Source organism: Pseudoalteromonas sp. NZS100_1 (assembly GCF_015864285.1).
Lineage (GTDB): Bacteria > Pseudomonadota > Gammaproteobacteria > Enterobacterales > Alteromonadaceae > Pseudoalteromonas > Pseudoalteromonas arctica.
The window spans coordinates 55,617-80,291 of sequence record NZ_JADYXN010000008.1 but is presented as its reverse complement, the minus strand read 5'-3'; the positions used below and the strand labels follow the sequence as shown (position 1 = coordinate 80,291).

General features: G+C 38.4%; 19 protein-coding genes. 9 read left to right on the top strand and 10 right to left on the bottom strand.

Going from position 1 to position 24,675, the window contains the following annotated elements:
* Positions 1–61 precede the first annotated feature (61 nt).
* From I6F66_RS07760 to I6F66_RS07725, 8 genes are all read right to left on the bottom strand, one after another.
* On the bottom strand, positions 62–1,585 hold the full coding sequence (locus tag I6F66_RS07760) for a sulfatase-like hydrolase/transferase (RefSeq protein WP_197118739.1): 1,524 nt from the start codon (positions 1,583–1,585) through the stop codon (positions 62–64).
* Positions 1,586–1,763: 178 nt separating this feature from the next.
* Positions 1,764–2,654: a family 16 glycosylhydrolase gene (locus I6F66_RS07755; RefSeq protein WP_197159477.1), complete on the bottom strand. Its 891-nt coding sequence runs from the start codon at positions 2,652–2,654 to the stop codon at positions 1,764–1,766.
* 73 nt (positions 2,655–2,727) lie between these two features.
* Entirely contained in the window at positions 2,728–5,154 is a 2,427-nt protein-coding gene (locus I6F66_RS07750; protein ID WP_197159478.1) for a glycoside hydrolase family 42, read from the bottom strand.
* A 724-nt stretch (positions 5,155–5,878) separates the two neighbouring features.
* Entirely contained in the window at positions 5,879–7,801 is a 1,923-nt protein-coding gene (locus tag I6F66_RS07745; RefSeq protein ID WP_197159479.1) for a PilX N-terminal domain-containing pilus assembly protein, read from the bottom strand.
* Complete coding sequence (locus tag I6F66_RS07740; protein ID WP_007585188.1) at positions 7,802–8,314, bottom strand: PilW family protein; 513 nt, start codon at positions 8,312–8,314, stop codon at positions 7,802–7,804.
* Positions 8,311–8,721: a prepilin-type N-terminal cleavage/methylation domain-containing protein gene (locus tag I6F66_RS07735; RefSeq protein WP_007585189.1), complete on the bottom strand. Its 411-nt coding sequence runs from the start codon at positions 8,719–8,721 to the stop codon at positions 8,311–8,313. Before I6F66_RS07735 ends, I6F66_RS07740 begins: the two co-directional genes overlap by 4 nt.
* Positions 8,715–9,167, bottom strand: a complete 453-nt coding sequence (locus I6F66_RS07730) for a prepilin-type N-terminal cleavage/methylation domain-containing protein (protein WP_007585191.1) — start codon at positions 9,165–9,167, stop codon at positions 8,715–8,717. Before I6F66_RS07730 ends, I6F66_RS07735 begins: the two co-directional genes overlap by 7 nt.
* On the bottom strand, positions 9,158–9,556 hold the full coding sequence (locus I6F66_RS07725; protein ID WP_165721814.1) for a type IV pilin protein: 399 nt from the start codon (positions 9,554–9,556) through the stop codon (positions 9,158–9,160). Before I6F66_RS07725 ends, I6F66_RS07730 begins: the two co-directional genes overlap by 10 nt.
* Positions 9,557–10,137: 581 nt before the next feature.
* Here I6F66_RS07725 and I6F66_RS07720 point away from each other — a divergent pair.
* Together I6F66_RS07720 and I6F66_RS07715 are read left to right on the top strand one after the other, a co-directional pair.
* Complete coding sequence (locus I6F66_RS07720) at positions 10,138–11,628, top strand: SulP family inorganic anion transporter (protein ID WP_007585195.1); 1,491 nt, start codon at positions 10,138–10,140, stop codon at positions 11,626–11,628.
* 10 nt (positions 11,629–11,638) lie between these two features.
* Entirely contained in the window at positions 11,639–12,490 is an 852-nt protein-coding gene (locus tag I6F66_RS07715; protein ID WP_197209039.1) for a universal stress protein, read from the top strand.
* An 87-nt stretch (positions 12,491–12,577) separates the two neighbouring features.
* Here I6F66_RS07715 and I6F66_RS07710 read toward each other — a convergent pair whose 3' ends face one another.
* A complete protein-coding gene (locus tag I6F66_RS07710; protein ID WP_197175024.1) occupies positions 12,578–13,495 on the bottom strand; it encodes a LysR family transcriptional regulator in 918 nt (305 codons plus the stop codon).
* A gap of 116 nt (positions 13,496–13,611) precedes the next feature.
* Between I6F66_RS07710 and I6F66_RS07705 the strand changes: the two genes are divergently transcribed.
* Both I6F66_RS07705 and I6F66_RS07700 read left to right on the top strand, forming a co-directional pair.
* Entirely contained in the window at positions 13,612–14,235 is a 624-nt protein-coding gene (locus tag I6F66_RS07705) for a glutathione S-transferase (RefSeq protein ID WP_197209038.1), read from the top strand.
* A 215-nt stretch (positions 14,236–14,450) separates the two neighbouring features.
* Positions 14,451–15,095, top strand: a complete 645-nt coding sequence (locus tag I6F66_RS07700) for a hypothetical protein (protein ID WP_197209037.1) — start codon at positions 14,451–14,453, stop codon at positions 15,093–15,095.
* 224 nt (positions 15,096–15,319) lie between these two features.
* Here I6F66_RS07700 and I6F66_RS07695 read toward each other — a convergent pair whose 3' ends face one another.
* Positions 15,320–17,482, bottom strand: a complete 2,163-nt coding sequence (locus I6F66_RS07695; RefSeq protein ID WP_197209036.1) for a pyridoxamine 5'-phosphate oxidase family protein — start codon at positions 17,480–17,482, stop codon at positions 15,320–15,322.
* 394 nt (positions 17,483–17,876) lie between these two features.
* Here I6F66_RS07695 and nirB point away from each other — a divergent pair, with 394 nt between their 5' ends.
* The 5 genes from nirB (at position 17,877) to I6F66_RS07670 (ending at position 24,670) form a co-directional block, all read left to right on the top strand.
* Positions 17,877–20,450, top strand: a complete 2,574-nt coding sequence (gene nirB / locus I6F66_RS07690) for a nitrite reductase large subunit NirB (protein ID WP_197209035.1) — start codon at positions 17,877–17,879, stop codon at positions 20,448–20,450.
* Positions 20,437–20,790, top strand: a complete 354-nt coding sequence (gene nirD, locus I6F66_RS07685; protein ID WP_002959861.1) for a nitrite reductase small subunit NirD — start codon at positions 20,437–20,439, stop codon at positions 20,788–20,790. Before nirB ends, nirD begins: the two co-directional genes overlap by 14 nt.
* Before the next feature lie 9 nt (positions 20,791–20,799).
* Positions 20,800–21,663, top strand: coding sequence for a uroporphyrinogen-III C-methyltransferase (gene cobA / locus I6F66_RS07680; protein WP_197175019.1), 864 nt, complete (start codon positions 20,800–20,802; stop codon positions 21,661–21,663).
* A 274-nt stretch (positions 21,664–21,937) separates the two neighbouring features.
* Entirely contained in the window at positions 21,938–23,200 is a 1,263-nt protein-coding gene (locus tag I6F66_RS07675; protein ID WP_197209034.1) for a nitrate regulatory protein, read from the top strand.
* Between the two features lie 279 nt (positions 23,201–23,479).
* On the top strand, positions 23,480–24,670 hold the full coding sequence (locus I6F66_RS07670) for an ATP-binding protein (RefSeq protein ID WP_197209033.1): 1,191 nt from the start codon (positions 23,480–23,482) through the stop codon (positions 24,668–24,670).
* The last annotated feature ends 5 nt before the right edge of the window (positions 24,671–24,675 follow it).

The window sequence follows — 24,675 nt, the reverse complement described above, 5'->3', positions numbered from 1 at the left end:
TCTCAATTTTGATAATAAAAAATAGCAGGCCAATTAAGGCCCACCAAAGGGCATTACTCGGCTATAAAAAAGCTTTCATGTGGTGATTAAATTTAGTTAATGATGGGTCTTCAATACGCTTAAGCTCTCCTGCCATTTTATGCACTAAATAAGTAAGCTGTTTTTTGTATTTAGGATTATCTATTTGGTTTGTGATTTCGTACGGATCATTTTTTAAGTCGTATAATTCATCGCGGCTGTCGCCTGGATTCCATACAAATTTCATTTCAGGGGTACGTATAGCTCTAATACCAAACCATCCACCGTTGTACCATTCGTAGGCATATAACGAAATATCATCTTTATCAGCATCGGCACTATCGCCTTGTTTCATCAATGGTAAAAGTGAACGTCCATCTTCATCGCCATCAAGGGGGAGTGTCATCCACTGGCGAAGTGTTGGTGCTATGTCTAGCATAGACACTTGGCGGTTAATTATTTTAGGCTCAAGGCTAGGGTCACGAATAATAAGTGGCATACGCATTAATTCGTCATACGCATATGGGCCTTTGTCATAAAGGTTATGCTCGCCTAGCATACTACCTTGGTCGCCTACTAAAATAATGTGTAGGTCGTCGTATAAACCTTCTTCTTTGGCGGTATTAATAAGCTCGCCAACTGCGTGGTCAATCATGGCAATGGCACCATAGTAAAAACTATGCGCTTTGCGCCAATCGGTTTCAGTCATGTGGCTTACATCGTGCCAAGGCCACCAAATATCATCTTGCGCCATTGGTTTATGTTTACGTTCTATACCAAAGTTTTTAGGAAGTTTTATATCTTTGTAGTCGTACATGCTGGCGTAAGGTTCTGGTACGCGGTACGGCGGATGAGGTTGCTCAAAACTAACAATACCAAAAAATGGTTTGTCTGATTTGGCCGCATTTTGCAGCATTAATTTGCCTTCGTTTACTTCTTTAGCTGTTACTGTATCTGCGTATGTACCCGGAAGTGTTTTGTAGTAATCGTGCTTTTCGCCGTTTTTATCGCGTTCACCTGCATTCATACGGGCAACATTTTTTTGTGTTCCATAAGGCGTAAAAGGACGGCCATTACGCTCTTCATCTTTATCGTGCCCCCACATAAAGTTTGCACCGCGCAGTGCTGGGCCTTGTGCGCCTAAGTGCCATTTACCTACATAACTAACATCGTAACCTACGCTTGTTGCACGTTTAATTACGCTGCCTTCACTAAGTGATAACTCCGAAAGGCGAGAATGATAAAGCCCCACGTTATCGTCAAGCCCTGTTTTATGTCCCCACCGCCCAGTAAACATAGCCGCGCGCGAAGGAGAACATAAGCCAGTAGATGTCATCGCTTGATCAAAACGTGTACCTTCGTTTGCTAATGCGTCAATATTTGGCGTTGAAACTGGACCATTACGATAAGAAAACGTATCAAAGCGCATATCATCAAACAGTAAAATAAGCACATTTGGCTTTTTGGCTTCAGAGTTTTTCAGCTCGGCATCTTTTGCATATAAATTGGGAGCAAATAATGTGCAGCACCCTAACAGCATCACCATTTTTATTTTAAATAAGTTCATGTGTGTGTCCTTTTAAACAACTAAAAATTGCTACGTCAGTGTTTTAGCAATCTGCCTGTACTTTATTATAAAAGTATAAAATTGATTTTAATAATATAAACATATGATGTTTAAGTTGACAACAAATAAATTTAATTTGGCTAATATTTACACTTTATTAGAATGGGTTTTAAGGTTTTTATTGCTTTAACCACGTTCTCACGTAATCAATTTCCATTGATGTTGGAAAACCTTGTGCTGACTGATTATCTGAAGGATAAAATTGATTACATTTCCATTGTGTATGCGGTGCGCGTAAGCCCTGCGACAATGTTAAGTTCATCTCGCGGTGCCAGTACAAATTCTTTTTATAGCCAACCTGAACGTTATCTACATACCATGTAATGTCGTCTTTGGTTACATTAACCCCATAAGTATGAAAGTCTTCACTGGGATCAAATGGTAAGTGATAGCCATTATGATTTGTTTCTGGCGAGCTACCAGGTCGCATCCACTTTGGTGCGCCATCTTTTATAACAATATTATGTAGGTCGTGGTCCGACTCCTGAAGCGTCTGTTTTTGAGTTAACTCAACTACGTCTATTTCACTATATTGCACATCGCCTTCATTCGTTAAAGTACGATCTATTTTGCTGTACATCCAAAATGCAGGTGACACTCCCGGAAATTTATCCGCACCCTTTATACGTGCCTCATAATATCCGTAACTCCCTGTTGCTCTAGATTTAGCAACTCCCGAAGTGTAAAACAACCTATAATTAGGCACTTTTGTTTTATTACAGCCATCCCAAAACGTTCTTAAATGCGTTTCTCGTTTAGTGGTTAGTTTTAATATGCCTTCAGAAACACTGGCATTTTCATCTTTCCAAGACCAAACACCGTAGTTTTCTGTTTGAAAATTCCATTTTTCAGCATCTTTAATATCAAACTCATCTGAGCGATCGGTTTGTAAAACCCAATTTTCGCCTGGTTGCGCAATATGAGGCATCGGCTGAGCATTAACCCCTGCACTACCAAGGATTAAGCTCAACGATATTGCTATTAGTTTAACCTTATTATTTGTTTTCATTTGCTATCCACAACTTAATGTATCGTGTTAATTGAAAAGCGAGCACATAGGTATGTACTCGCTAAAAAACTATTTATTGAGCTGCAACTTCAACAAGCAAGACACCCTCAGAAGGAATATCAAAGCTGGTGTTCATTTTATTGCTCGTCATTAAGTTTTTAACATGAATAGATTTACCATTTTTAAGCGACAGATCAACGGTTGCTGTTGTGTGGCCTAAATTTAAAATATTAACCAGGTAACTACCATTGTCTTGCTTAACAGTACGCCATGTTGTGGTTTTAAATGACTCACCATTATCTACTTTTACAACAACATCAGGCGTACTACCCGAAACCTCTGCAAGTGCAGTTTGTTTAATAGCTTCAACGTCTGCGCCTTTTGGCATAACAATAAGCTTACCTTTACTGGCAACTAACTTAGCCTTACGCGGATGCCCATACTCGTCTAAAGACAAGCTTTGCGCTGAATCTAAAATAACGGTACCGCCTTTGTTTAAATACCCTTGAAGCGCTTTAAACTCTTCATCTGTAACAAAGTTATTGCGATAAACCAGTATTGCATCCCAGTTGCTATTGTCTTGCTTTTCGATTACATCTTTAGTTGCAAAACCAAGCGGGAAGCCTTCAAAAAATAAATTTTCGTAAAGTGTGTAGCCCTTTGTCATATAGTCGTTTGTATTAATTGCTGTTGTTTCAGAGTAAAACAAACGAAGTGGACGACGCTGCTCTCTAAGCTCAACAATTTCCTCAGAAAAACTATTAAGATCAAACATTACTTGGGTAACTTCGTTAGTTACATGTGGCTGCATATTGTTAGAACCCGCAAATGCACCGCCAAGACCTGGGTCAAAAAAGTCCAGTTCGCCTTCTAAACGATCTTCTGGTGAACCATCTGGATCACGCGCCCAAAACCAGCCCATATTGGCATCCATACCAAGTAAAGTTGCAAGCCAATAAACACTACGTACATAACTTGTACGTGTGTCTAAATCTCGCCACTGACCAGATGATAAAAAATGAGACTCTGAATTTACATTAATTTTATTAGGCGCAACTGATTCCATAAAGTCATGAAACATAGTAACTATGCCCCAGTTATACGCGTATTTTTCAATCCACTTAGATGACTTACCAGGACGAATATTTTCGCTACCAAACGACTTAGCATCGTGCCCTACCATGGTTGTTAACTCAGCTAATGCTTCGGTATCAATACCGCCAGAGCGTGAATCGTCCATAAACATGCGCGGCATAATTTTTATATGGGTATCAGCGTCTTCATTTACAGAATGCAGTTCGTTTTGAACGTAAGTAAACCAGTCAGTACTTCTGTCCATATTGTAACGCGTCCAGTCGTACCACTTAGGCTCGCCTTTAATCGCAGGATCAATAGGTATCTCAATAGCTACATCTGTAAACTGGCTAAAATGCGTTCCCCAGTTTTCATTTAGCTCGTTAATATCACCTTGGTATTTTTTATCTAACCAACTTCTAAACTTATTTAGTGTGTATGAAGAGATGCTGGTCATTTCTTCATATTTTTGTGTCCAATGGCCTTTTTCGGCGTACCAATGCGGCTCGTTAGCTAACACAAACCCAACTTCAGTTACTTTTTTGCCTTTAGTAAGCTCACCCGTTTTACGAATTATTTTACCCCAAAGATCTCGCGCTAATGGGTTATCAATATCGAATCCTGTAAATAACGAACGGCCTTTTCTAACTTCTGGCTCTTGCTCTTCAACCCACTTTGGAATACCCATTAACCAGTAAACTAAAAAACCAATGTTGGTATCAGGGATACGCGTTAGCTCTTTCATTAACTCTTCGTCAAAAGTGCCATCTTCACGCACTAAAAATGAATTAATGGCACGGTCGTGATCTACCGGGTATAGATCTTCACCGCCATGATAGAGCGCGCCTAAATGATCGTTATAAACATCTTTATTTGTAAGTGGCTGACCAACACTCTTTGAAAAATAGTCATATAAAAAAATAGGCTTGCCATTACTAACAAACATATTGTCTTGTGCTTTAGTATTTTGCCAATCAACCTTATTTACAGGGCGGCGTTTGATTTCGCCTGCAAGCTCTTTAGACAAGTCATCAATACCTTTATCTAAAATTTGAATTACTTTTTCGCGTTCAAAATTTGGTAACTCTTTTGCTAACCTTTCCTTGTCCGCTGCATAGTGGCGCTCGTAACCAAAAAGCTTTACAACCGCGTCGTAATTATTTTCATCCCAGTTAGCAAATTTTAAAAACTGCTCTGCAAACCAAACTACGCTTTCTTCACGAGTCACATCAATCTGTTTTGTTTGAGCTTGTTCCATCAGCTTTTTAAGTTTACTGATTTTTAAAAGAGCAGATTGCTCGTAACTATTTTGAGAAGCGCTTAGTGTTTCTGTGCTATTAACTTTAGCTACGCTTTCTTGCTGCGAGCATGCTGTTGTAAGTAGAAATAAGGGGGCTAGTGTGAAGCCTAATAGATGTTGTCTCATATTTTCTCCCGTTGAGGTCGTTATGTGTTAACAGGTTTTTGCACTGCTGTTATTATTTAATATCGACAACATACATCATATGTTTATATTTGTAATTCCTTTTCTTTCTGGAAAGTGAAATATTTCATGATGGCACCACATACTTATCTAACTTAAATGTGAATGCTTTTTAGTCTTTATGATGGCGATCCTAATTGATAAAAACTATAAGGATTTAAAAATGAAAGTATTGAAGGAGAATGATCTTAAATTTATATTATTGGACTTGAAATTAATAATATGCGCCAAACCCGTTACTATGGTTTTTGCACTTATTAAAAAGGATAGTATTTACTCTGTTATTGGTACAAGCTTTTTGTTTCATATAAAAAATTTAATAAAAATATCACTGAAACAAACCCGGCAAAAGCAGCTAAACTAATGTCTATAAGCATTACATTGAACAATCCGGTAATTAAAAAGTTAGCTATCCACTAGTATAGTAGGTTTCAAATTCGCTCCAAAATGTAGCACCACTGCCACCATGAAATTGCTAAGAAACTGCAAAGAAAAACAAACGTGGCTCCCGAGCTCCTATTTTTACCGTTTTGACATAAACGTATATGAAAAATTAAGAGCGTTTGGTTTTACGTTCGAGTTTTAAATTTTAGAATATTAATAAGAGCAATTAATTTAGCAAGCCTAATAGCTTCTCTTATATAAATAAGCTTATTAGCAGTATTTTTTATTCATTACTTTGTTCAATGGGTGTAAAGCGCCACCCTTTAAAAACTAATTTGCTTGTTGATCCATTACCACCAGATGAAGAGCCACCAAAACTTGCTTCATTTAATGCCGTGTCAAAGTGAATACCACCGGCGCCGCTTACAATAACGGTATCTCCTAAAATAGAACCTTTAAAACCGACAGCTGAAGTAACTTTAACTTGTGTAAGTGGTGCGTATATAACAGCGTAAAGCTCTCGTGTACCACCTGAAAACTCTATCCCAGTGTCACTTCCACTGTATGAACTATAAATACTAAAAACGGGTCGGCCTTCATTTGTAACTCCATTATCTGGTGCGTAAACTTGTGCCCCATTTCCTATCTTAAGTTTTCCTTTAATTATTATAGTTAAACTGCTGTTATCAGGGATCGTTAGCGAACTTGCGCCATTCATTGTAAAATCACCATCTACAAACATAACCGCATTGTGGTTGCTTTTTACCTGCATTCGCCCCTTAATTTTCACGTCATCAAAATAAAATATTTGAGTTGCTGAATCAAGAAAAGCTGCAGCTTTAGCAGTGATGGCACCATCTGGAGTACTTCCAAAATCTACTAAAAAGTTAGCCTCATTAGTTTCTAATTCGAGTAAGTCACCTGCACTGCTATTATTATTTATAAAAAGATCAGGGCTTGCCGTATTGACTGACACACCATCAATTGCTGTTGCAATATCAAGTGGATCACACGCAGTTAACCCTCTATTATTTTCACTTTCTGGTGTTATTTTTTCAACTGGCTCTATAGTTGGTATTGATATGTCTGGACTTGATACTTTATAAGGTGAAAAAGCATACTCTGGTGTGTCGCCCTTAAAAGAGCCATTACCTGCGTATCTAAGGTCTTTACTATCAATAGTACTGCCCCACTGTTTAAGCGTCACATTACCTTGAACACGCACTCCACCGTATACACTTCCCCCTGTTTGCTCATAATTCCCGGAGGTATAAACGCCGTGCCGTATTGTTGTTTGATTAAGAGCGACTAAATCATATGAACGAATTGTTCCTTGGACTGCATTACCTGTAATAGAAATTGGACCTGATGAACTAATATCACCACCAACTGGAGTTTGCTTTACTGATATAGATTGGTTTGCTGAAATACTACCTGAAACAGTACCACTACTTTGTGTGAAACTTAGATATGCCGATGCATCCCCTCCAACGACCACGCCACCAGAGAGTATTAAATTTCCATTACTATGAATATTGCCTTTAATATCAGCGCCTTGAATAATTGATAAATTACTAGAGGATAGAACATTACCTTCAATTGTACCGCTACCATTGAGCGTAATATCACCAGAGTCGTTAACTGTATTAACAAAAGATTCTTCTGATGTATTTTTGTTACCATCAGCTAGTGTGTCGTTATAATCCCCTAAAGACGAATCATAGCTATCAATTAAGCCACTTCCACTAATTGCAACACCAGAACACCCTGTAATTCCATTAGAAAAAACTGAGGCACTGCTGGTCGTTCCGCCCCCACCAGCTACATATTCGAATATAGCTTGCATTTGGTTCTCACCTTCAAAGCGAGTACCTTCGCTAGAAATTAAAATATCGCCATTACTGTCAATCTCAATGGTTGCATTGTATATACTAGATTCAAGCGAACTTGTACCAGAAACTTCACTATTATGGGCTATTAAATCGTTAATATTTATAGTCGGATCTGCAAGCATTGCTGTTTCTAGTTTTTCAATACTTGAAAATACCCCTTTCTCAGACATCAACCTTGCGTTCAATTTTTTCTGAAAATTACCACTCAAGCGCTCCTGGATCACACTATCTCTAAGAGTACTAAGTACAACAATTGAAGCCATAGATGTTAAAATAAGTACAGTAACAAGTGTAAAACCAGATGTATTTTTCATTTATTGAAATGCCTTATTCATTACCATTTGCGACAAAGATATATCAATCACTAAGCTGTTATTGAATTGGCTTGGTAAGTTTGTAGGTTCTACAAGGACACTCACTACGTTGTTATCAATTACGTAGCTAATTGCATTAACACCTTTTAATATTTTTACTTTTCCATTCCCTACATCACAAAATAATGAGTCATCTTCATGGCTATATTTTTCGATAAATGGCGCACTAATAGTTAAGCCAGTACAAGCAGATGACCCCATCTCTTGCTCAACACTTAGAATATTATTTGTGTAAGTAGGGACTGAGTTGGTTTGTTTTAGACTTCGTGTAAATACTTTACTGCTAAATCGGATTACATCTAATGCATTTTCTAAATCTTTTGCTGTGCTGGTACTGCTATTAATTGAAGAATAAGCCAGACTCACACCGCCTAATAGAAACATACCTGCAGCAAGTGCAACCATAAGCTCTATTAAAGTAAAGCCTTTATGTTTATTTATTAGATGTTTCATGGCGTGCAACCATCAGGTAGTGTTGGGAAGCTTCCTGTAATTACAACGCGATTTTCTAAATTGTCAGTCAAACGCTTATCTTGCCAGGTTACTTCAACCGATAAATCATTTGAAAAGTTAGCAGGTAGAGTGAGTGTATATGCATCAATTTGTGGGGATAAATAATTTCTAAAGTCAGTATCGTTGTACAAACTTGGATCTGTTTGTTGTAGCTCGCATAAATGAGGCCAAATACGCTCTAAAACATTATTAGCCTCAATTATTGACACCGTATAATTAAAGCTGTTTGTAATATATTGCAATGATTTTAGTTGACCTGAAGCAAGCCCTAACAATGCAACCGTCGCGACAATTAAAGCAACCATAACTTCTAAAAGAGAAAATCCTTTGCTGTAATTTATTAGCATGTCTCTGGGGCCTCAACTAACCAACTTTGTCCACTTTGTAAAATACATAAAGTAAAGTCGCCAGTTGTACTGTCCTTATCGCTCACCAAGATTTGATACATTTGGCCTAATTCACCCGTACTTGAAATATTAATATTCTTTAAATCTACAGAAATGCTGCTATGTGTAGTTTCAAAAATATTTAACGTGGTTTGCGTCGAATTAATAGCAGTTTTTACTAGCCATTGTTTATTCAACGTTTTGATAGAAACACTTTGATCTCTTTTAATGGCTTCACTACGCGCAAATTTAAAAACACTGTGCAGTTGATTCGAATTTGTAACTAATCTATCCCGCTTTATAAAAGTAATAAACGAAGGAGTCGCAACTGCAGTTAAAATACCAATAATGGTCATCGTGATTAAAACTTCGAGTAAAGTAAAACCAAGGCTTTTTTTTACCAGCATTTAGATTTATCTGCTGACTTAGTACCACTTTGATTTACAGACAACTTGCCACACTCATCACTTTTCTGAGCACCTTTAGGTGTAACTTGTATTGTAAATTCAGACCCATTTGAAGCGCCTGTAGTTGCATCGGTTGTATAGCTAAAGGAGTAATAATCTGAGGTAGGAAAAGTAAATGTATTTGGGTAACCACCAACACGAGTGTATTGCCTTTCTAAAACAGCTGTTTGCTGTAGTAAAACCTGTTGGATATCAGCTCTTCGACTTTGTTGTATGTAACTCGTATAACTTGGAAGTGCAATTGCATATAAAATCCCGATAATAGCAATTACTATCATTAATTCAATAAGGGTAAAACCGTAAGGTATCCTTAATTGCTCCGTTTTCACTTATTTAATTTCCATTATTTATATCAAACATATTTTATTTTTACGTAAAATAAAAAGTAATTTGGAGTTTTTTGAAGAATGTATAATAGCGACAAGTTACATCTTGTCAACAATATAACGTTAGAATATACAGAAGCATTTATTTAACTCCAGTTACGCACCAGATTAAATAAAAAAACGTTTGAGTGCACTAAAACAGTGCAAATAACGAGTGTTTTAAATAACATAGTATTATAATTACCTTAATAGCTCACTGTTAATATACTAAGTTATTTTATATAATTAATAACTTATTTATTGTATATGTTTCTAAAATGTAACTAGGATTTTATTCATCAGCCGTAACCTTCTATTTTTCTATTCGCTAGAAACAAACTTTTTCTTATGTTATTTTCACGTAGCTAGTAAATTAATTAATCAAAAAGGAGCTTTTTACTTGAAACTTACGCCGCCCTAGGCAACCACTCCCTTTTTCATCAGCACGTTACGTGCAACCTTAATCGCCATCTGTGCGAGAATCATTGTTATTTAAATAAAATACTCCCCTATACTCTGGGAAACTAACTAATTAGGTTTATTACATGTTTGATCACGTAAAAAGAGATTGGCTCTCTAATGTTCGTGGCGATGTGCTTGCTGGTATTGTTGTGGCGCTTGCCCTAATACCGGAAGCTATTGCCTTTTCTATTATTGCGGGTGTTGATCCTAAAGTGGGTTTATACGCCTCATTTTGTATTGCGGTTATTATTGCCTTTGTAGGCGGACGCCCTGGCATGATATCGGCTGCTACCGGTGCAATGGCGCTGTTAATGGTAACGCTGGTTAAAGATCATGGTCTGGAATACTTACTGGTTGCTACCTTACTTACCGGTGTACTGCAAATATTTGCAGGCTTTTTAAAGCTTGGTGAGTTAATGCGGTTTGTATCGCGCTCTGTTGTAACAGGGTTTGTAAACGCGCTGGCGATTTTAATATTTATGGCGCAATTACCTGAGCTGACTAATGTTACTTGGCATGTTTATGCGATGACCGCAGCGGGCCTAGGTATTATTTACTTATTTCCGTATATTCCAACTATTGGCAAAATACTCCCCTCTCCTTTAGTGTGTATTGTTGTTATTACGCTGGTTTCACTGTTTTTAGGGCTTGATATAAGAACCGTTGGTGACATGGGCGAACTGCCAGACACCCTGCCTATATTTTTATGGCCAGATGTACCGCTAACACTCGAAACGCTGCAAATTGTATTACCCTATTCAATTGGTCTTGCGGTTGTGGGCTTACTTGAATCAATGATGACCGCCACTATTGTTGATGACTTAACCGATACAACGAGCGATCGTAATAAAGAGTGTAAAGGTCAAGGTATTGCCAATATTGGCGCAGGTTTATTTGGTGGTATGGCGGGTTGCGCCATGATTGGACAGTCAATCATTAACGTTAAATCGGGCGGTCGTGGACGACTTTCAACCTTTATTGCTGGTTTATTTTTAATCATCATGGTGGTGTTTTTAGATGAGTGGCTGCGTTTAATTCCTATGGCGGCATTAGTTGCAGTAATGATTATGGTATCGATTGGTACGTTTTCGTGGGCATCAGTTAAGGATTTAAAAAAGAACCCGCTTTCGTCAAACGTAGTGATGATTTCCACCGTTATTGTAGTAGTTGCCACGCATAATCTAGCCATTGGCGTTTTAGTTGGCGTGTTGTTAGCTACGTTGTTTTTTGCAAACAAAATTGGTCGCTTTATGGTTGTTACAACTAAGCACGATGAAACTAAAAACCTAGTAACTTATGAAGTTGTAGGTCAGGTATTTTTTGCCTCAGCAGAGCAATTTATTGCTTCGTTCGATTTTAAAAGTGCGGTAACAAATGTTGTTATAGATTTAACCCATGCCCACTTTTGGGATATAACCGGTGTATCGTCACTCGATAAGGTGGTTATTAAATTTAGACGCGAAGGTGCAACAGTTAATATTGTTGGTATGAATAGCGCAACCGAAACAGTTGTTGATAAGTTTGGCGTACATAACGACCCTAAAGAAGTCGATAAACTACTTGGCGGTCATTAAGGAGAATGTAATGGAAAAAATAATTACCTGTATCGATGGCTCTGTCATTACACACGCTGTAACCGAAGCTGCTATTTGGGCTTCAAAAAAGCTAGATAAATCAATTAGATTTATACATATGCTTGAAAAAATACAACAAACTAATGTAGGTAACTACACCGGTACAATTGGTTTAGGTGCCCAATCGGATTTGCTTGAAGAAATGACAAAACTCGATGAACACCGTAGTAAAGTTTCTTTAAAACTAGCAGATGAATTACTCGACTCGGTTGCTGTACAAGCAAAAATTGCTCATATTCAAAACTATGAATTAATTAAACGTCACGGTGATGTAATCGACGCTATTATTGATTTTAAAGATGATACTCGCTTAATCGTTATTGGTCGAAATGGTGTTGATCATCGTGTTGATTTAAATGCACTTGGTTCACACATCGAAACGCTCGTGCGTAGCGCCTCGCAACCAATATTGCTTATTTCTAGAAAGTTTAAGCAGCCTAAATCATTTATGATTGCGTACGACGGCCGCGAAACAGCCGACAAAGCACTGCAACAAGTTATTGATGGCGGTTTATTACATGGGCTTCATTGTCATTTAGTGAGTATTAATAATAATGAGAAGAACTTAGAAGAGAAGTTTCTTAACGCTCAATTTAAACTTAGTAGTATGGGTTTTGAAGTGTCTGCAAGCTTTTTAGAGGGCAATATTTTTGACTCGTTAATGCAATACAAAGAGCAAAATAACATTGATTTGATTGTTATGGGGGCTTTTGGGCATTCGAAGTTAAGGCAGTTTTTTGTGGGCAGTAATACCATTAAAATGCTCGAAAACAACGATGTGCCAGTTATTATATTAAAGTAAGTGGTTGTTTTAAGTAAGCGCAACTTTTAAGTAAGCAACTGTTTTAAATTATATTTTAATGACCCATTTTAAAAAGCCTAAAATCACTTAACTGATTTTAGGCTTTTTTGTTTTTGGCTTAGCTTCAAACTTTTCAAATAAAAACTGAATAAACGACGTAACCTTTTGAGCCACAAACTTTCTATGCGGATAAATAGCAAATAAGCCAAACTCAAAGGTTTTATAACCTTGCATAACCTGTACAAGCTTACCCGATGCAATATCGTCTCTCACCACTATTTCAGGGATTAAGCCAATACCGCCACCCGCTACAACCACCTCTTTTACTGCTTGCGGATTATTAACCGAAACACGCGAGTTTACGTTTGCCGTTAATGCCTCACCAGTAGGTGAAACAAGTGGCCAATGGCGACCTATTTTAAAGTTGCTATCAATCACTGTGGCGTGTTGTTCAAGCTCATCAACACTCGCTGGTGCGCCAAAGCGCTGAATGTATTCGGCTGATGCACATAAAATTAAAGGGTAACTGGTAATTTGCCGCGCAATTAAATTAGAGTCAGACACACTGCCAATTCTTATTGCTAAATCAACCCCCTCTTCTAGCAAATCGATTGTTTTGTCTGAAAGCACTAAATCAATACTTAAATCAGGGTAGCGGCTCAGTAACTCAGGCATTAACGGCGCAAGATTTGATTCGCCAAACGACACCGGCGCACTCACCCTAAGCTTGCCGCTAGCAAGCGCTGTTTGACCCGATAAGTTATCGAGCATTTCGCTGTAGCTTTCAATTACAGGCACTACGCTTGCGTAATAACTTTGCCCCGCCTCGGTAATCGAAATTCTGCGCGTGGAGCGGTTAAATAATCTAACCCCTAAGTCTTGTTCTACAATGCCCACGTATTTACTGACCAACGCCTTTGAAAGCCCTAGTCTGTCGCCTGCGGCTGTAAAAGAGCCTGTTTCAACAACCGCGATGATTGTTTTAATGCCAATAATAGTATCCATGATTGTCAATATAGCATTGACATTAATTCCTTGCTAGCTCGGTTTTTCAAAACTAATAATAATGAAAGAATAGCGTTACTAAAAATCACTATTCAAAATTAAAAACAGGACTACCCATGAACAACCTAACGCTATACCGTTTTACTTTATCTGGTCATTCACACCGCGCAGAGCTATTTACATCGCTTTTAAAGCTTGATGTAAATATGGTTGATGTGGCACTGCAAAACGGCGCACAAAAGCAAGCTAACTTTCTAAAAATGAATATTTTTGGACAAGTACCGGTACTTAAAAATAACGATGACATTATTAACGATTCAAACGCTATTTTAGTGTACTTGGCACAAAAATTTGATGCTAACAGAACCTGGTACCCTGAAGATGTAACTATTCAGGCACACATTCAGCGTTGGTTGAGTGTTGCAGCGGGGCTTGTGGCTTCAGGTCCCTGTTCAGCGCGTTTAGTAACAGTATTTGGCGCGCAGCTTGATCATCAAAACGCTATAAACATTGCCCATACATTATTTAAAACTATGGATGCGTACTTACAAAACCGTGAATACTTAGTAGGCACTCAACCTACTATTGCCGACATTGCCAACTTTTCGTACATAGCACACGCACCAGAGGGCGGCGTATCACTTAGTGAATACCCAAATATTTTAAGATGGTTAAGCAACATTCGTAAACTTGATGGTTTTATAGCAATGCCTGAAACAAAAGCAGGTTTACTGGCTTAGTAGTCCAAGTATTTAAGAGTGTTTTAAAAGAGGCTATTAAGCCTCTTTTTTGTTTTTGTTAAAGTGAAATCTGAAAAGCTAGTGCATAATATTTATAATTGGCAATAACTTAAACTATTTGCTTATAATACATATTCACAATATAGGAACATTACCTTATGAGAATAAGGGAGTGTTCCTTGATAATGTTGTTATATTAATTGCAAGGAATTAGCATGGAGTTATTGAAGAAGTTATTGGCTTATCTATTTAGTGCTTTTGCTGGCGCGGCTGCATGGATAGCATCAATTAATTTTCTACCACAGATTGGTGCGTACGACGCTAAGGTTCTTGCTGCAATCGTCACCGTGGTTGGAACACTTATGACAGGTGTCGTACTTGCGTTATTAAACCACTCGAAATCAAAAACACGTGAAATTGAAGCTCAAAGGAAAATATCTGAGCGCGAACTTGAAGTTCAAAAACAGATACGAGAAAGAGAAATAGAAGAGTCTCATAGAGGTCGAAAAGTCGATATGTACCTTGAGTTTGTGGGAATGGTCTCACATTTTATGCAGGCATCTAATACAGAGAATAAAAAAAAGCCTCTAACACAACAACAAATATTAGACAAAATAGAGAAATTTCAAAATGGTATTTTACTATGGGGTGGGCCTAAAGTTATAAAAGCGTATTTGAATTACAGGCTAGAGGCAGAGAGTGGGCATGGTAAGCTCTTTGAATCTGTTGATGTGTTATATCGAGCTATACGCGAAGATATTGGTCTATCAAACGAAGGGTTAGAAAATTTAGAAACAGTAAAGCTATACCTAAAAGATCCTGGCGAATTAGAAAAAATTAAAGACATAACAAGATCATAAACATTTAAAAACCTCTTAATGTAGATCTCTTTTCGTTCACCTGTTGTAAATACGCTGTCTTACTATGAGGGTATGAGTACCGATCAAAAAAGGAGGTTAAGATCAAAAGAATTACTTGCAACCACTAACTTTTGCCTTCATAAATTAAGAAATATGATTTTGATTATAGGCTGGAGGATTTCTACACCTAAGTGCAATTTCACCCCATAGCTCTATATTAATAACTACAGCACTAAATCAAGCTCATCAACACCTTTAGCGGGTACGGCGCAGCAAATTAGCGCCTGCCCTGCATCTACTGGATAACTTACGTTATTGCGATAAACCACAGCGCCTGTATTTATTTTTACTGCGCAACTGCCACAACTGCCGTTTCGACAGCTAAATTCAGGTTCTAAACCATGAGCTTCGGCTACATTAAGTATAGTGTTATCGCCTTTATTCCAGCGTTGTTCAAAACCCGATTTACTAAATTTAATTACGGTGTTGTCTGCTTCTTCTACCCTAATCTCTTTCCTTTTGTTAGGCGCTTCGTTTGTTTTAAGTACTTTGCGCTTAATAGCGGAGGGTCCAAATGCTTCTGCAAATATGTTTTTATCCTGCACACCGAGCATTAATAACTCGTTATATACGTGTTGCATAAACGCTTCAGGTCCGCATAAAAAGAATTCGTAATCATCAAGTGGTAAATAAGATCTAAACACATCAGCATTTATGCGCCCTTTTAAATCAAAGCTTTCGTCTTTTAAATTAAAGCTCTCATCTTTTACGTTAAAGCCATCGCCTTGTTTTTCATCAAGCTCAGGCTGAGATAAAAGTGAGTAGTAATCAATTGCGCCGCCACTCGTGTCTGCAAGTGTTTTTAGCTCGTTATAAAACGCACGCTGTTGTTTATTTTTAGCACTGTGAAAAATATGCAAAGGGCGTGTATAGCGGGTTCTTAACCCTTCATTGGCAATGTGTTTAGCCATTGAGATCATAGGTGTAATCCCTATTCCACCACCAATGAGTACCGCTGGTTTGGTACTAGTTGGGTCAATAAAAAACTGCCCTTGTGGGTACTTAGCTAAAATAACGTCGCCTACTTTTACGTTATTATGAAAGTAGTGTGATACCTCGCCACTGAGCTCTTTTTTAATCGATAACCGATAAAAGAGTTCATGCGGGCTTGATGAAACGGTGTAGGTTCTAATAACAGGTTTGCTATTACTGTTATTGCTATTGCTATTGCTACAATTTTCACTTGGTATTTGTACGGTTAAATGCTGCCCAGCTTTAAACGGTAACAAAGTTGTATTGTTATTGCCCTCTAAATAAAAGGAGGTAATTACATCACTTTCTTTAATTATTTTAGTTACTTTTAAAGGCTGCCAAGCATGTTTTAGTTTTTCGGCTTGTTTGTTTTTATCAGCCTCAAGCCACGTGCCTGTCATTTTAGTGTTAGGTGAGTAAGCATCAAATTTAGCACTAAACGGGAGTAAGTTTTTAAGCCATATTCCTTTAGTGAGGGTTAATTTCCAGCCCCGGTCTGCGCCAATAAAACCTTTAAGCTCTGCGTGCCCGTCCCATAAAATCTCAACGCTGCCGGTAAGCATTAATACATTACCCGTGTCAAAATCAGGAAATAACAAACCCGCTTTTGGGTTTAATAAAAAGTTACCCAAGGTATTAAAAAAATTGTTACCTGCGTAATCAGGTATCGTTAATGTGTTGCCCTCTCGCTTTACAAAGCCCGGCAACCCACCACGGTGAGAAACATCAACACCTTCAATTTTTGGATTGTTTTTTGCGGTTATAAAGCTTGATACAAAAAACGTATCGGTGGTGTCAATTAACGCACTGGCTGCGTTATCAAGTGTATTAAATTCAACTTTTTGTACAGTATTACTTTTAAGTAAAGGATCTCTATTAAACGTTAAGTCGCGCGTTTGAATATACTGCGGGCAATTTCCAAAAGATTGATCAACATTAAAACTCACCTGATTATCGCTAATTACCTCACCTACGCGCACATTTAAACGGTTACGCCTACGCGTGCTTAGCTCAATGCCTAATAAACCAATTGGTGAGCCGGCAATATTTAACGTGTTATGTAGAGGGTCGTTTTTATCAACCGCGTGGGTCATTAATAACGACGTGGAAGTTGGGGCGCTTAAAAAGCCTGACTGCCCTGAAACAATAGATACCCACACATCGGCATTTTCATCAACACTGCCTGCAACCACAAACGGTAACTGCTCAAAAAATGCTTGATGCTGCTCTGGCATAAATGAGCGCACGGCACGTTTGCCAAATGTTGCCATTATTTCTCGTTTACCGAGTTTGTCTTGTATTGCCAGCTCGCCTTCATGAAAAGGTGAAGCATCTATTGAGTTTGTGTTTATCATTTTGCTCGTAATTCATCTGCGTATTTCATGGGTTAAATTTAACGCAATACACAATGAATGATAATGAGTGTTTTATTGACTGATAATGCACAAAATAATGACAATACTTGCACCCTCTTAGTGCCGGGCGCGCACCAACATATAACAAAATAGGTTTTATCTTCACTCTAAAAACACATTAAATGCTATTTAAACAACAACTTAAAAAACTGGCTGTATTTTTGCAAACATTCTATTAACAAGCCCGTTTTACTTACGGCAAAAATTTAGGTTGTGAGCACAATAGCTATTAGCAACCATCGGCAAAGAAGCCCGCACACAGTTATGCATAATGCGTATTTGTGGCGGGCTTTTTTGTTAATTGTATTTAAACCGTCACTTTAAGGAATGCCCTATGCAAACCTCGCAAAAAATACTCATTATTGGTAATGGTATGGTCGGACACCACTTTGTTGAGCAAATGCGCCAAAGCGATGCCAACGCAGACATTACTGTACTTTGCGGAGAAGCTAATCTTGCATACGATCGCGTGTACTTATCAAGTGTATTTGATGGCAAAACCGCTGCCGATTTAGCACTTACCACTCACGACAACTATAAACAGCTCAATATTAATGTGCATACCAGCCAGTGGGTTGAAGGTATTGATAGAGCTGCAAAAGTAGTGACAACGCTAACGGGTGAGCAATACCCGTACGACAAACTTATACTTGCAACCGGTTCGTTTCCATTTGTGCCGCCTATAAAAGGTAACGACCAACCCCATTGCTTGGTGTATCGCACATTAGAAGATTTAGAACAAATAAAAGCCAGTGCCGCTGTAAGTAAAAGCGGTGTTGTTATTGGCGGTGGTTTGTTGGGGCTTGAAGCCGCAAACGCCATTAAGCAACTGGGGCTTGATACCCACGTAGTTGAATTTGCACCGCAGCTTATGGCTGTTCAACTTGATGGACAAGGCGGTACGCTACTAAAAAATAAAATAGAAAAACTTGGCGTAACTGTACATACATCAAAAGCGACCAGCGAAATAGTCAAAGGCGAAACGAGCCGCTTTAGGTTAAATTTTTCGGACGAGACATTTTTAGAAACAGACTTGATTTTGTTTTCTGCCGGTATTCGCCCGTATGACCAACTCGGCAAAATTGCCGACTTAGAGCTGGGTGAACGCGGCGGTATTATTATTAATAACCAATGCCAAACGTCAGATCCTGATATTTTAGCCATTGGTGAATGTGCCCTGTGGGACAAAAAACTATTTGGCTTAGTAGCACCAGGTTACAATATGGCGCGCGTTGCAGCGAGCCAATTAAGTGGTGGCGAGCTTGAGTTTTTAGGTGCCGACATGAGCACAAAACTTAAGTTATTAGGCGTAGAAGTAGGCTCAATTGGCGACGCTCACGCAAAAACGCCAGACTGTAAAGAACTTATATACCAAGACGCTATTCGCGGCTGTTATAAAAAAATCATACTAAGTGAAAAAGGCGATAAATTACTGGGCGCTGTACTTGTTGGCGACACCAGCGATTACGATACTTTATTACAGTACATGCTTAACGACATGGACTTACCCGAAAATCCTGAGTGCTTAATTTTGCCAGACAGCGGTGGCGCGCCGTCGTTATCGGGCAGTGCCCTACCCGACACAGCCACTATTTGTTCGTGTCACAATGTGAGTAAAGGTGACATTGTAGGTGCAATTGATGGCGGCTCATGCGATTTAGCATCGGTAAAATCATGCACTAAAGCAGCAAGCGGCTGTGGTGGTTGTGCCGCGTTATTAAAGTCAGTTGTTGATAACGAATTAGCGAACCGCGGTGTTGAAGTTAACAACCATGTATGTGAGCACTTTGCGTATTCACGCCAAGAACTACTGCACATGGTAAAAGTAGAAAGCATTAAAAGCTTTGATGACTTACTAACTAAACACGGCAGCGGTCATGGCTGTGAAATATGTAAACCTGCCATTGGCTCTATTTTAGCCTCAACATGGAACGACTTCATTTTAGAACCCGCTCATGTTGGCTTACAAGACACTAACGATACGTACCTAGCAAATATGCAAAAGGATGGTTCGTACTCTGTAGTACCCCGTATTGCTGGTGGCGAAATAACGCCCGACAAACTCATTGTAATTGGACAAGTAGCAAAAGACTTTAACCTGTACTGCAAAGTTACTGGCGGTCAGCGTATTGATTTATTTGGTGCGCGCTTAGAAGAGCTTCCTGTTATTTGGGAGCGACTTATAGAAGCTGGATTTGAGACCGGTCATGCCTATGGTAAATCTCTTAGAACCGTTAAATCGTGCGTGGGTAGTACGTGGTGTCGTTATGGTGTGCAAGACAGCGTTGGACACGCAATAGAAATAGAAAACCGCTACAAAGGGTTACGTGCGCCGCATAAATTTAAAATGGCGGTATCGGGTTGTACTCGCGAATGCGCCGAAGCACAAAGTAAAGATATTGGCATTATAGCCACCGAAAATGGCTGGAACTTATACGTGTGTGGTAATGGCGGTATGCGCCCTCGCCATGCTGATTTATTTGCGACCGATTTAGACACGCCAACACTTATTAAATACATTGACCGCGTAATTATGTTTTACATTAAAACGGCTGACAAATTACAGCGTACATCGGTATGGATGGAAAATCTTGAAGGCGGTTTAGACTACCTTAAAAGCGTAGTCATTGACGACAGCTTAGGCATTTGCGACGAGCTAGAAGCGCAAATGGAATTAATTACACAAACCTATGCCTGTGAGTGGAAAAAAGCGATTGAAAGCCCAGATGCTGCCAAACGATTCCGCCAGTTTGTTAATAGCCCCGAAACCGACGACAACATTTTATTTGTGCAAGAGCGTAACCAAATCCGCCCTGCTACAGAAGCCGAAAAACGTGAGCAACGTAATACACAAAACCGTATTCCAGTAATGGAAGTTGAAGAGGAGCAAGCTGATGTCTTGGCATAATATTGGAACAATCGACAACTTAGTGGCTAATAGCGGCGTATGCGCATTAGTTAATAATCAGCAAGTGGCTATTTTTTACATTCCACAAAATCCAACGGCTGTGTTTGCCATTAGCAACTACGACCCGATTGGCAAAGCCAACGTATTATCGCGTGGCATTATTGGCTCAATCGACAATAAATTAGTTGTCGCATCGCCTTTATATAAGCAACACTTTTGCCTAGAAACAGGCGAATGTTTAGAAGCAGAAGCAATACACTTACCGGTTTTTAATGCAAAAATTGAAGACGGCAGTGTATTTATAAGCTCTGAACCAAAAGTTACAACAGCTGTGGCTTAGGGGAATATTATGAGTGTACTGTCTTATTTTTCGGGTATTGAAAACGTGTGGCTAAATAAGCTTGTTACTAAGCTAACAAGCTCAAATGATCGCAGTGCTAAAAGCGGCAACGTTTATATAATTGGTGCGGGCCCAGGAGACGCAGAGCTAATTACGGTAAAAGCGCAGCGTTTAATTAATACCGCCGATGTTATTTTATACGATTGGTTAGTAAGCGATGATTTATTAAAAACGCTTCCTAAAAAAGCGCAGCGTGTATTTGTAGGTAAACGTGCTGGTAAGCATTCGATGACCCAAGCTAACATTTGCGAACTACTGGTTAAATACGCGCAACAAGGCTTAAACGTAGTGCGTTTAAAAGGCGGTGATCCGAGTATATTTGCACGTATTAACGAAGAAGCCGATGCGCTTACCAAGCATAATATTAATTTTGCTATTATTCCGGGTGTTACAACGGCTTGTGCTACTTCTGCTTATACGGGTATTCCGCTCACTGCACGCGATGTAGCGCGTAGTGTTACATTTTTAACGGCGCAGTTTGCCGATCCTAACAAGCAACCTCATTGGCAAAATTACGCGTTTATGCCTGCAAACAACAACCCCACTTTAGTGGTTTATATGGGGCTTTCGCGCTTACAAACGCTAAGCAACGGTTTGCAATCAGTGGGCTGGCCAAGTAATACACCCATTGCACTAATAGAGAATGCCACTACCACTAAGCAAAAAGTAATTACCAGTACGCTTGAGCAAATAGTAAGTGAGCATGCTAAACATAACTTCCAAGGTCCTACCCTTATTATGATTGGTGAAGTAATAAATCATAAAATGGCAATTAGCCCTGAGTTATTAAACAGTATAAATGTTAACGCATGATACAAAATGAATAATGCACTTTTCGCGCTTACTACCTCCCCAGGAGTAGGCGCTTTTTTTGTTTTTAATTTGGGTTCAAGTTGTGTGCAATAACATGTTTAAATGCACCAAATAAGTTAAAAGTAATGGTAATTTAAATTATAGAAACACAGTGACAAACAAAAACAACACTTTAAGTAATTGTATTAGCTTGATTTTAAATTCAATGATGAAATTTATTAATGATTGGAACAGTGGTTGCACTTTAAAAACAAAAAAGTGTGGAATAATACCAATGGCGACAAGCAATCCTCTCACAAAACAGTTTTTATTAGCAGCAAAGTATCAAGAAATACACGCGCTAAAGCAATTACAAAACAGTTGTGCCTCGCTTACTAAATTAGGCGATTTTGTACATCAGTTACAAAAAGAACGCGCAATGAGTAATATATTTTTGGCCTCAAATCGAGAGCGATTTAAAACCCAATTACAAGAACAAATCCCTTTAAGCGACAGCGCACAAACTGCATTTTATGATTCTCTTAAACAAACATTTATAAACGACAACGCCGATACTGGCCATACTCGGTTATTTAATTTAATTACCTATAGCTTACAAGCACTCGATGCATTACCGGTATTGCGCAAGCAAATAGCACAACAAAACATTAGTGCGGTACATGCTACGCAGTCATTCACTCAGTTAATTGCTAGTTTACTCAATATTATTTTAGAGGCAGCTGATGGCGCAAGCGATCCCAAAATAACGCGCTTATTAGTCGCATTTTTTAATTTTATGCAAGGTAAAGAATACGCAGGACAAGAGCGTGCCTGTGGTGCACAAGCATTTGCAGCGAGTAAATTTACCACAGAACAAAAACAACAACTCGCGCATTTTGTACAAGAGCAAAACCACAGCTTTGACTTTTTTAATGAGTACGCCGATGCGCACCTTTTAAAATGTTTTGGCACACTAACAACGCATCAGGTTAATAATCAGGTAGAGCAACTTAGAAGTTTACTGCAAAAGCTCGATGACGAGAACGCTCAACCGCTCTCGCAACTAAGCGAAGTATGGTACGAAGTAACCACTACGCGCATAGATATAATGCACAAAATTGAACAAAATATAGCAGATCAGTTAATTGATACCGCAGCTATGCAAATAGCCTGTGCTCAACGTAGCTTAAATACAAATAAGCAGGTACTTAACAATATGGTAGAGCAACACATAGTCCCTACTTTTGGCCAATTAGCCGTTAAGCAACCAGAGCCAGAAGTGAGCCAAAACATAGCAGCCGATAAGCTCAATAGTAATAAAAGTATGTACGATTTAATTATCGAGCAAAGCCAACATATTAAACAAATAAACCAAGCGTTACTTGACGCTAAAAAAGTAATTAGTGAGCAAAAGGTAATTCACCAAGCCAAGTACATACTTATTGAGCAGTTAAAGCTCACTGAAGAGCAAGCCCATAAACAGCTACAAAAACAAGCAATGGATACGCATAAAACCTTATTTAGCGTAGCGCAAACAATTATACAAATGAGCGATTAAATATGCTGTTTTTACTTGGGCATGTTGATCTTTGGTAAGAACACTACCCAACATAATACTTATTTATTCAGTTATAAATTTCACGATCAGACTTAGTTTTACCTTATTAGAAAATAGATTCATAAGCTACTGACTATAATAAGGTAAGGCTTTAATTTGGCGTTAATTTATAAAGTGAATAATTCAACACATTCAAAATAATCAACTACAATAAGTTAATCATTTGTTGCATCTCATTTTAATGAGGCATATTTATTTAATACTGTTGTAGGAGTTTGAATGCCCAATGTAGAGAGTTATTTAGAAGGTGTATCATTAATAGATGAGCAGCAATTAACGACTTCTCTTGATAATGACATTCAAACAAGCTTAAAAAGCTTTGCTGAGCTAATTTTAAACATTTTTGATGCAAGCTCATTCTCTATTGTTGCTAACCTGCCTCAACGTGCTGTCGAGCTATATAAATCAGGTTCAAAAATAACAGTAGCTAAAGAGCAACTATCTGATGACGTTTTTAATGAATCGATTATCGAGCATGCTCCTAAAATATTTAGAGTGGTATCACCTATTATTTTGCCCTCAAACCTTAAATTTGGATGGTTGGTATTCGAGCGAGCAAGTGATTCACTACTTACCGAAAAAGAAAAATTAATCTTAAATAGTTTACAAAAAAACTTTGTTAATCAGTTAGTCCAACCTAAAAATTCATTAGATAAAATAAACAGTTCTAAGTTTCACTCAACAATTAGCGAGCTAAAAGAAGACGAAACTGAAAAAGATCGCCTAATCAAAAAATTACAAAAAATGAGCGATGAACTAGATGAATTTACCAGTATTGCTTCACACGATCTCAAGTCACCATTAAATGCTATAAAACGTTTATTAGAGTGGATTTATGATGATTGCAAAGATTTACTCCCTCAAGAGCACCTAGAAAACTTTCAGCTTGTGCTCAGCCGGGCTAATAGAATGCAAGTACTGCTAGAAGATTTACTAAGCTACTCGAGAATAAATAGCTGTGATTCAACTCATGCAAACATATCTTTAGAAAGTATTTACCAAGATATAGAACAAATTTTAGAAGTTTCACAAGCTGTCACTGTTGATATACACGCCAATAACGAAGTACTCGATATACCGCTGATCCCTTTTAAAATTGTTTTTCAAAATCTTATTAGTAATGCAATAAAACATAACAATAAAGAGCACCCGGTTATCGATATTTCACTTATCCCCTCTAATCAATATTACATTATTGAGATAACAGATAATGGCCCTGGAATTGACCCTAAATATTTTTCACTCATATTTAAGTTATTTCAGACATTGCAATCTCGAGATGATGTTGAAGGGAGCGGCATTGGACTCTGTATTGCCAATAAGCTCATTATTAATTATGGGGGCAAAATTGAAGTAGCCTCCGATGGGGAACTTGGCAGTACATTCACTATTTTTTGGCCCAAAGTTTAACTATG

Bases quoted from the DNA above. Each gene is read 5' to 3' on its own strand.
- I6F66_RS07735 (WP_007585189.1), bottom strand. From the start codon at position 8,721: ATGCTAATAAATTACAGCAAAGGATTTTCTCTTTTAGAAGTTATGGTT.
- I6F66_RS07745 (WP_197159479.1), bottom strand. From the start codon at position 7,801: ATGAAAAATACATCTGGTTTTACACTTGTTACTGTACTTATTTTAACA.
- I6F66_RS07750 (WP_197159478.1), bottom strand. From the start codon at position 5,154: ATGAGACAACATCTATTAGGCTTCACACTAGCCCCCTTATTTCTACTT.
- nirB (WP_197209035.1), top strand. From the start codon at position 17,877: ATGCAAACCTCGCAAAAAATACTCATTATTGGTAATGGTATGGTCGGA.
- I6F66_RS07670 (WP_197209033.1), top strand. From the start codon at position 23,480: ATGCCCAATGTAGAGAGTTATTTAGAAGGTGTATCATTAATAGATGAG.
- I6F66_RS07705 (WP_197209038.1), top strand. From the start codon at position 13,612: ATGAACAACCTAACGCTATACCGTTTTACTTTATCTGGTCATTCACAC.
- I6F66_RS07695 (WP_197209036.1), bottom strand. From the start codon at position 17,482: ATGATAAACACAAACTCAATAGATGCTTCACCTTTTCATGAAGGCGAG.
- I6F66_RS07715 (WP_197209039.1), top strand. From the start codon at position 11,639: ATGGAAAAAATAATTACCTGTATCGATGGCTCTGTCATTACACACGCT.
- I6F66_RS07730 (WP_007585191.1), bottom strand. From the start codon at position 9,167: ATGCTGGTAAAAAAAAGCCTTGGTTTTACTTTACTCGAAGTTTTAATC.
- I6F66_RS07740 (WP_007585188.1), bottom strand. From the start codon at position 8,314: ATGAAACATCTAATAAATAAACATAAAGGCTTTACTTTAATAGAGCTT.
- I6F66_RS07720 (WP_007585195.1), top strand. From the start codon at position 10,138: ATGTTTGATCACGTAAAAAGAGATTGGCTCTCTAATGTTCGTGGCGAT.
- I6F66_RS07710 (WP_197175024.1), bottom strand. From the start codon at position 13,495: ATGGATACTATTATTGGCATTAAAACAATCATCGCGGTTGTTGAAACA.
- I6F66_RS07700 (WP_197209037.1), top strand. From the start codon at position 14,451: ATGGAGTTATTGAAGAAGTTATTGGCTTATCTATTTAGTGCTTTTGCT.
- I6F66_RS07675 (WP_197209034.1), top strand. From the start codon at position 21,938: ATGGCGACAAGCAATCCTCTCACAAAACAGTTTTTATTAGCAGCAAAG.
- I6F66_RS07760 (WP_197118739.1), bottom strand. From the start codon at position 1,585: ATGAACTTATTTAAAATAAAAATGGTGATGCTGTTAGGGTGCTGCACA.
- I6F66_RS07755 (WP_197159477.1), bottom strand. From the start codon at position 2,654: ATGAAAACAAATAATAAGGTTAAACTAATAGCAATATCGTTGAGCTTA.
- cobA (WP_197175019.1), top strand. From the start codon at position 20,800: ATGAGTGTACTGTCTTATTTTTCGGGTATTGAAAACGTGTGGCTAAAT.
- nirD (WP_002959861.1), top strand. From the start codon at position 20,437: ATGTCTTGGCATAATATTGGAACAATCGACAACTTAGTGGCTAATAGC.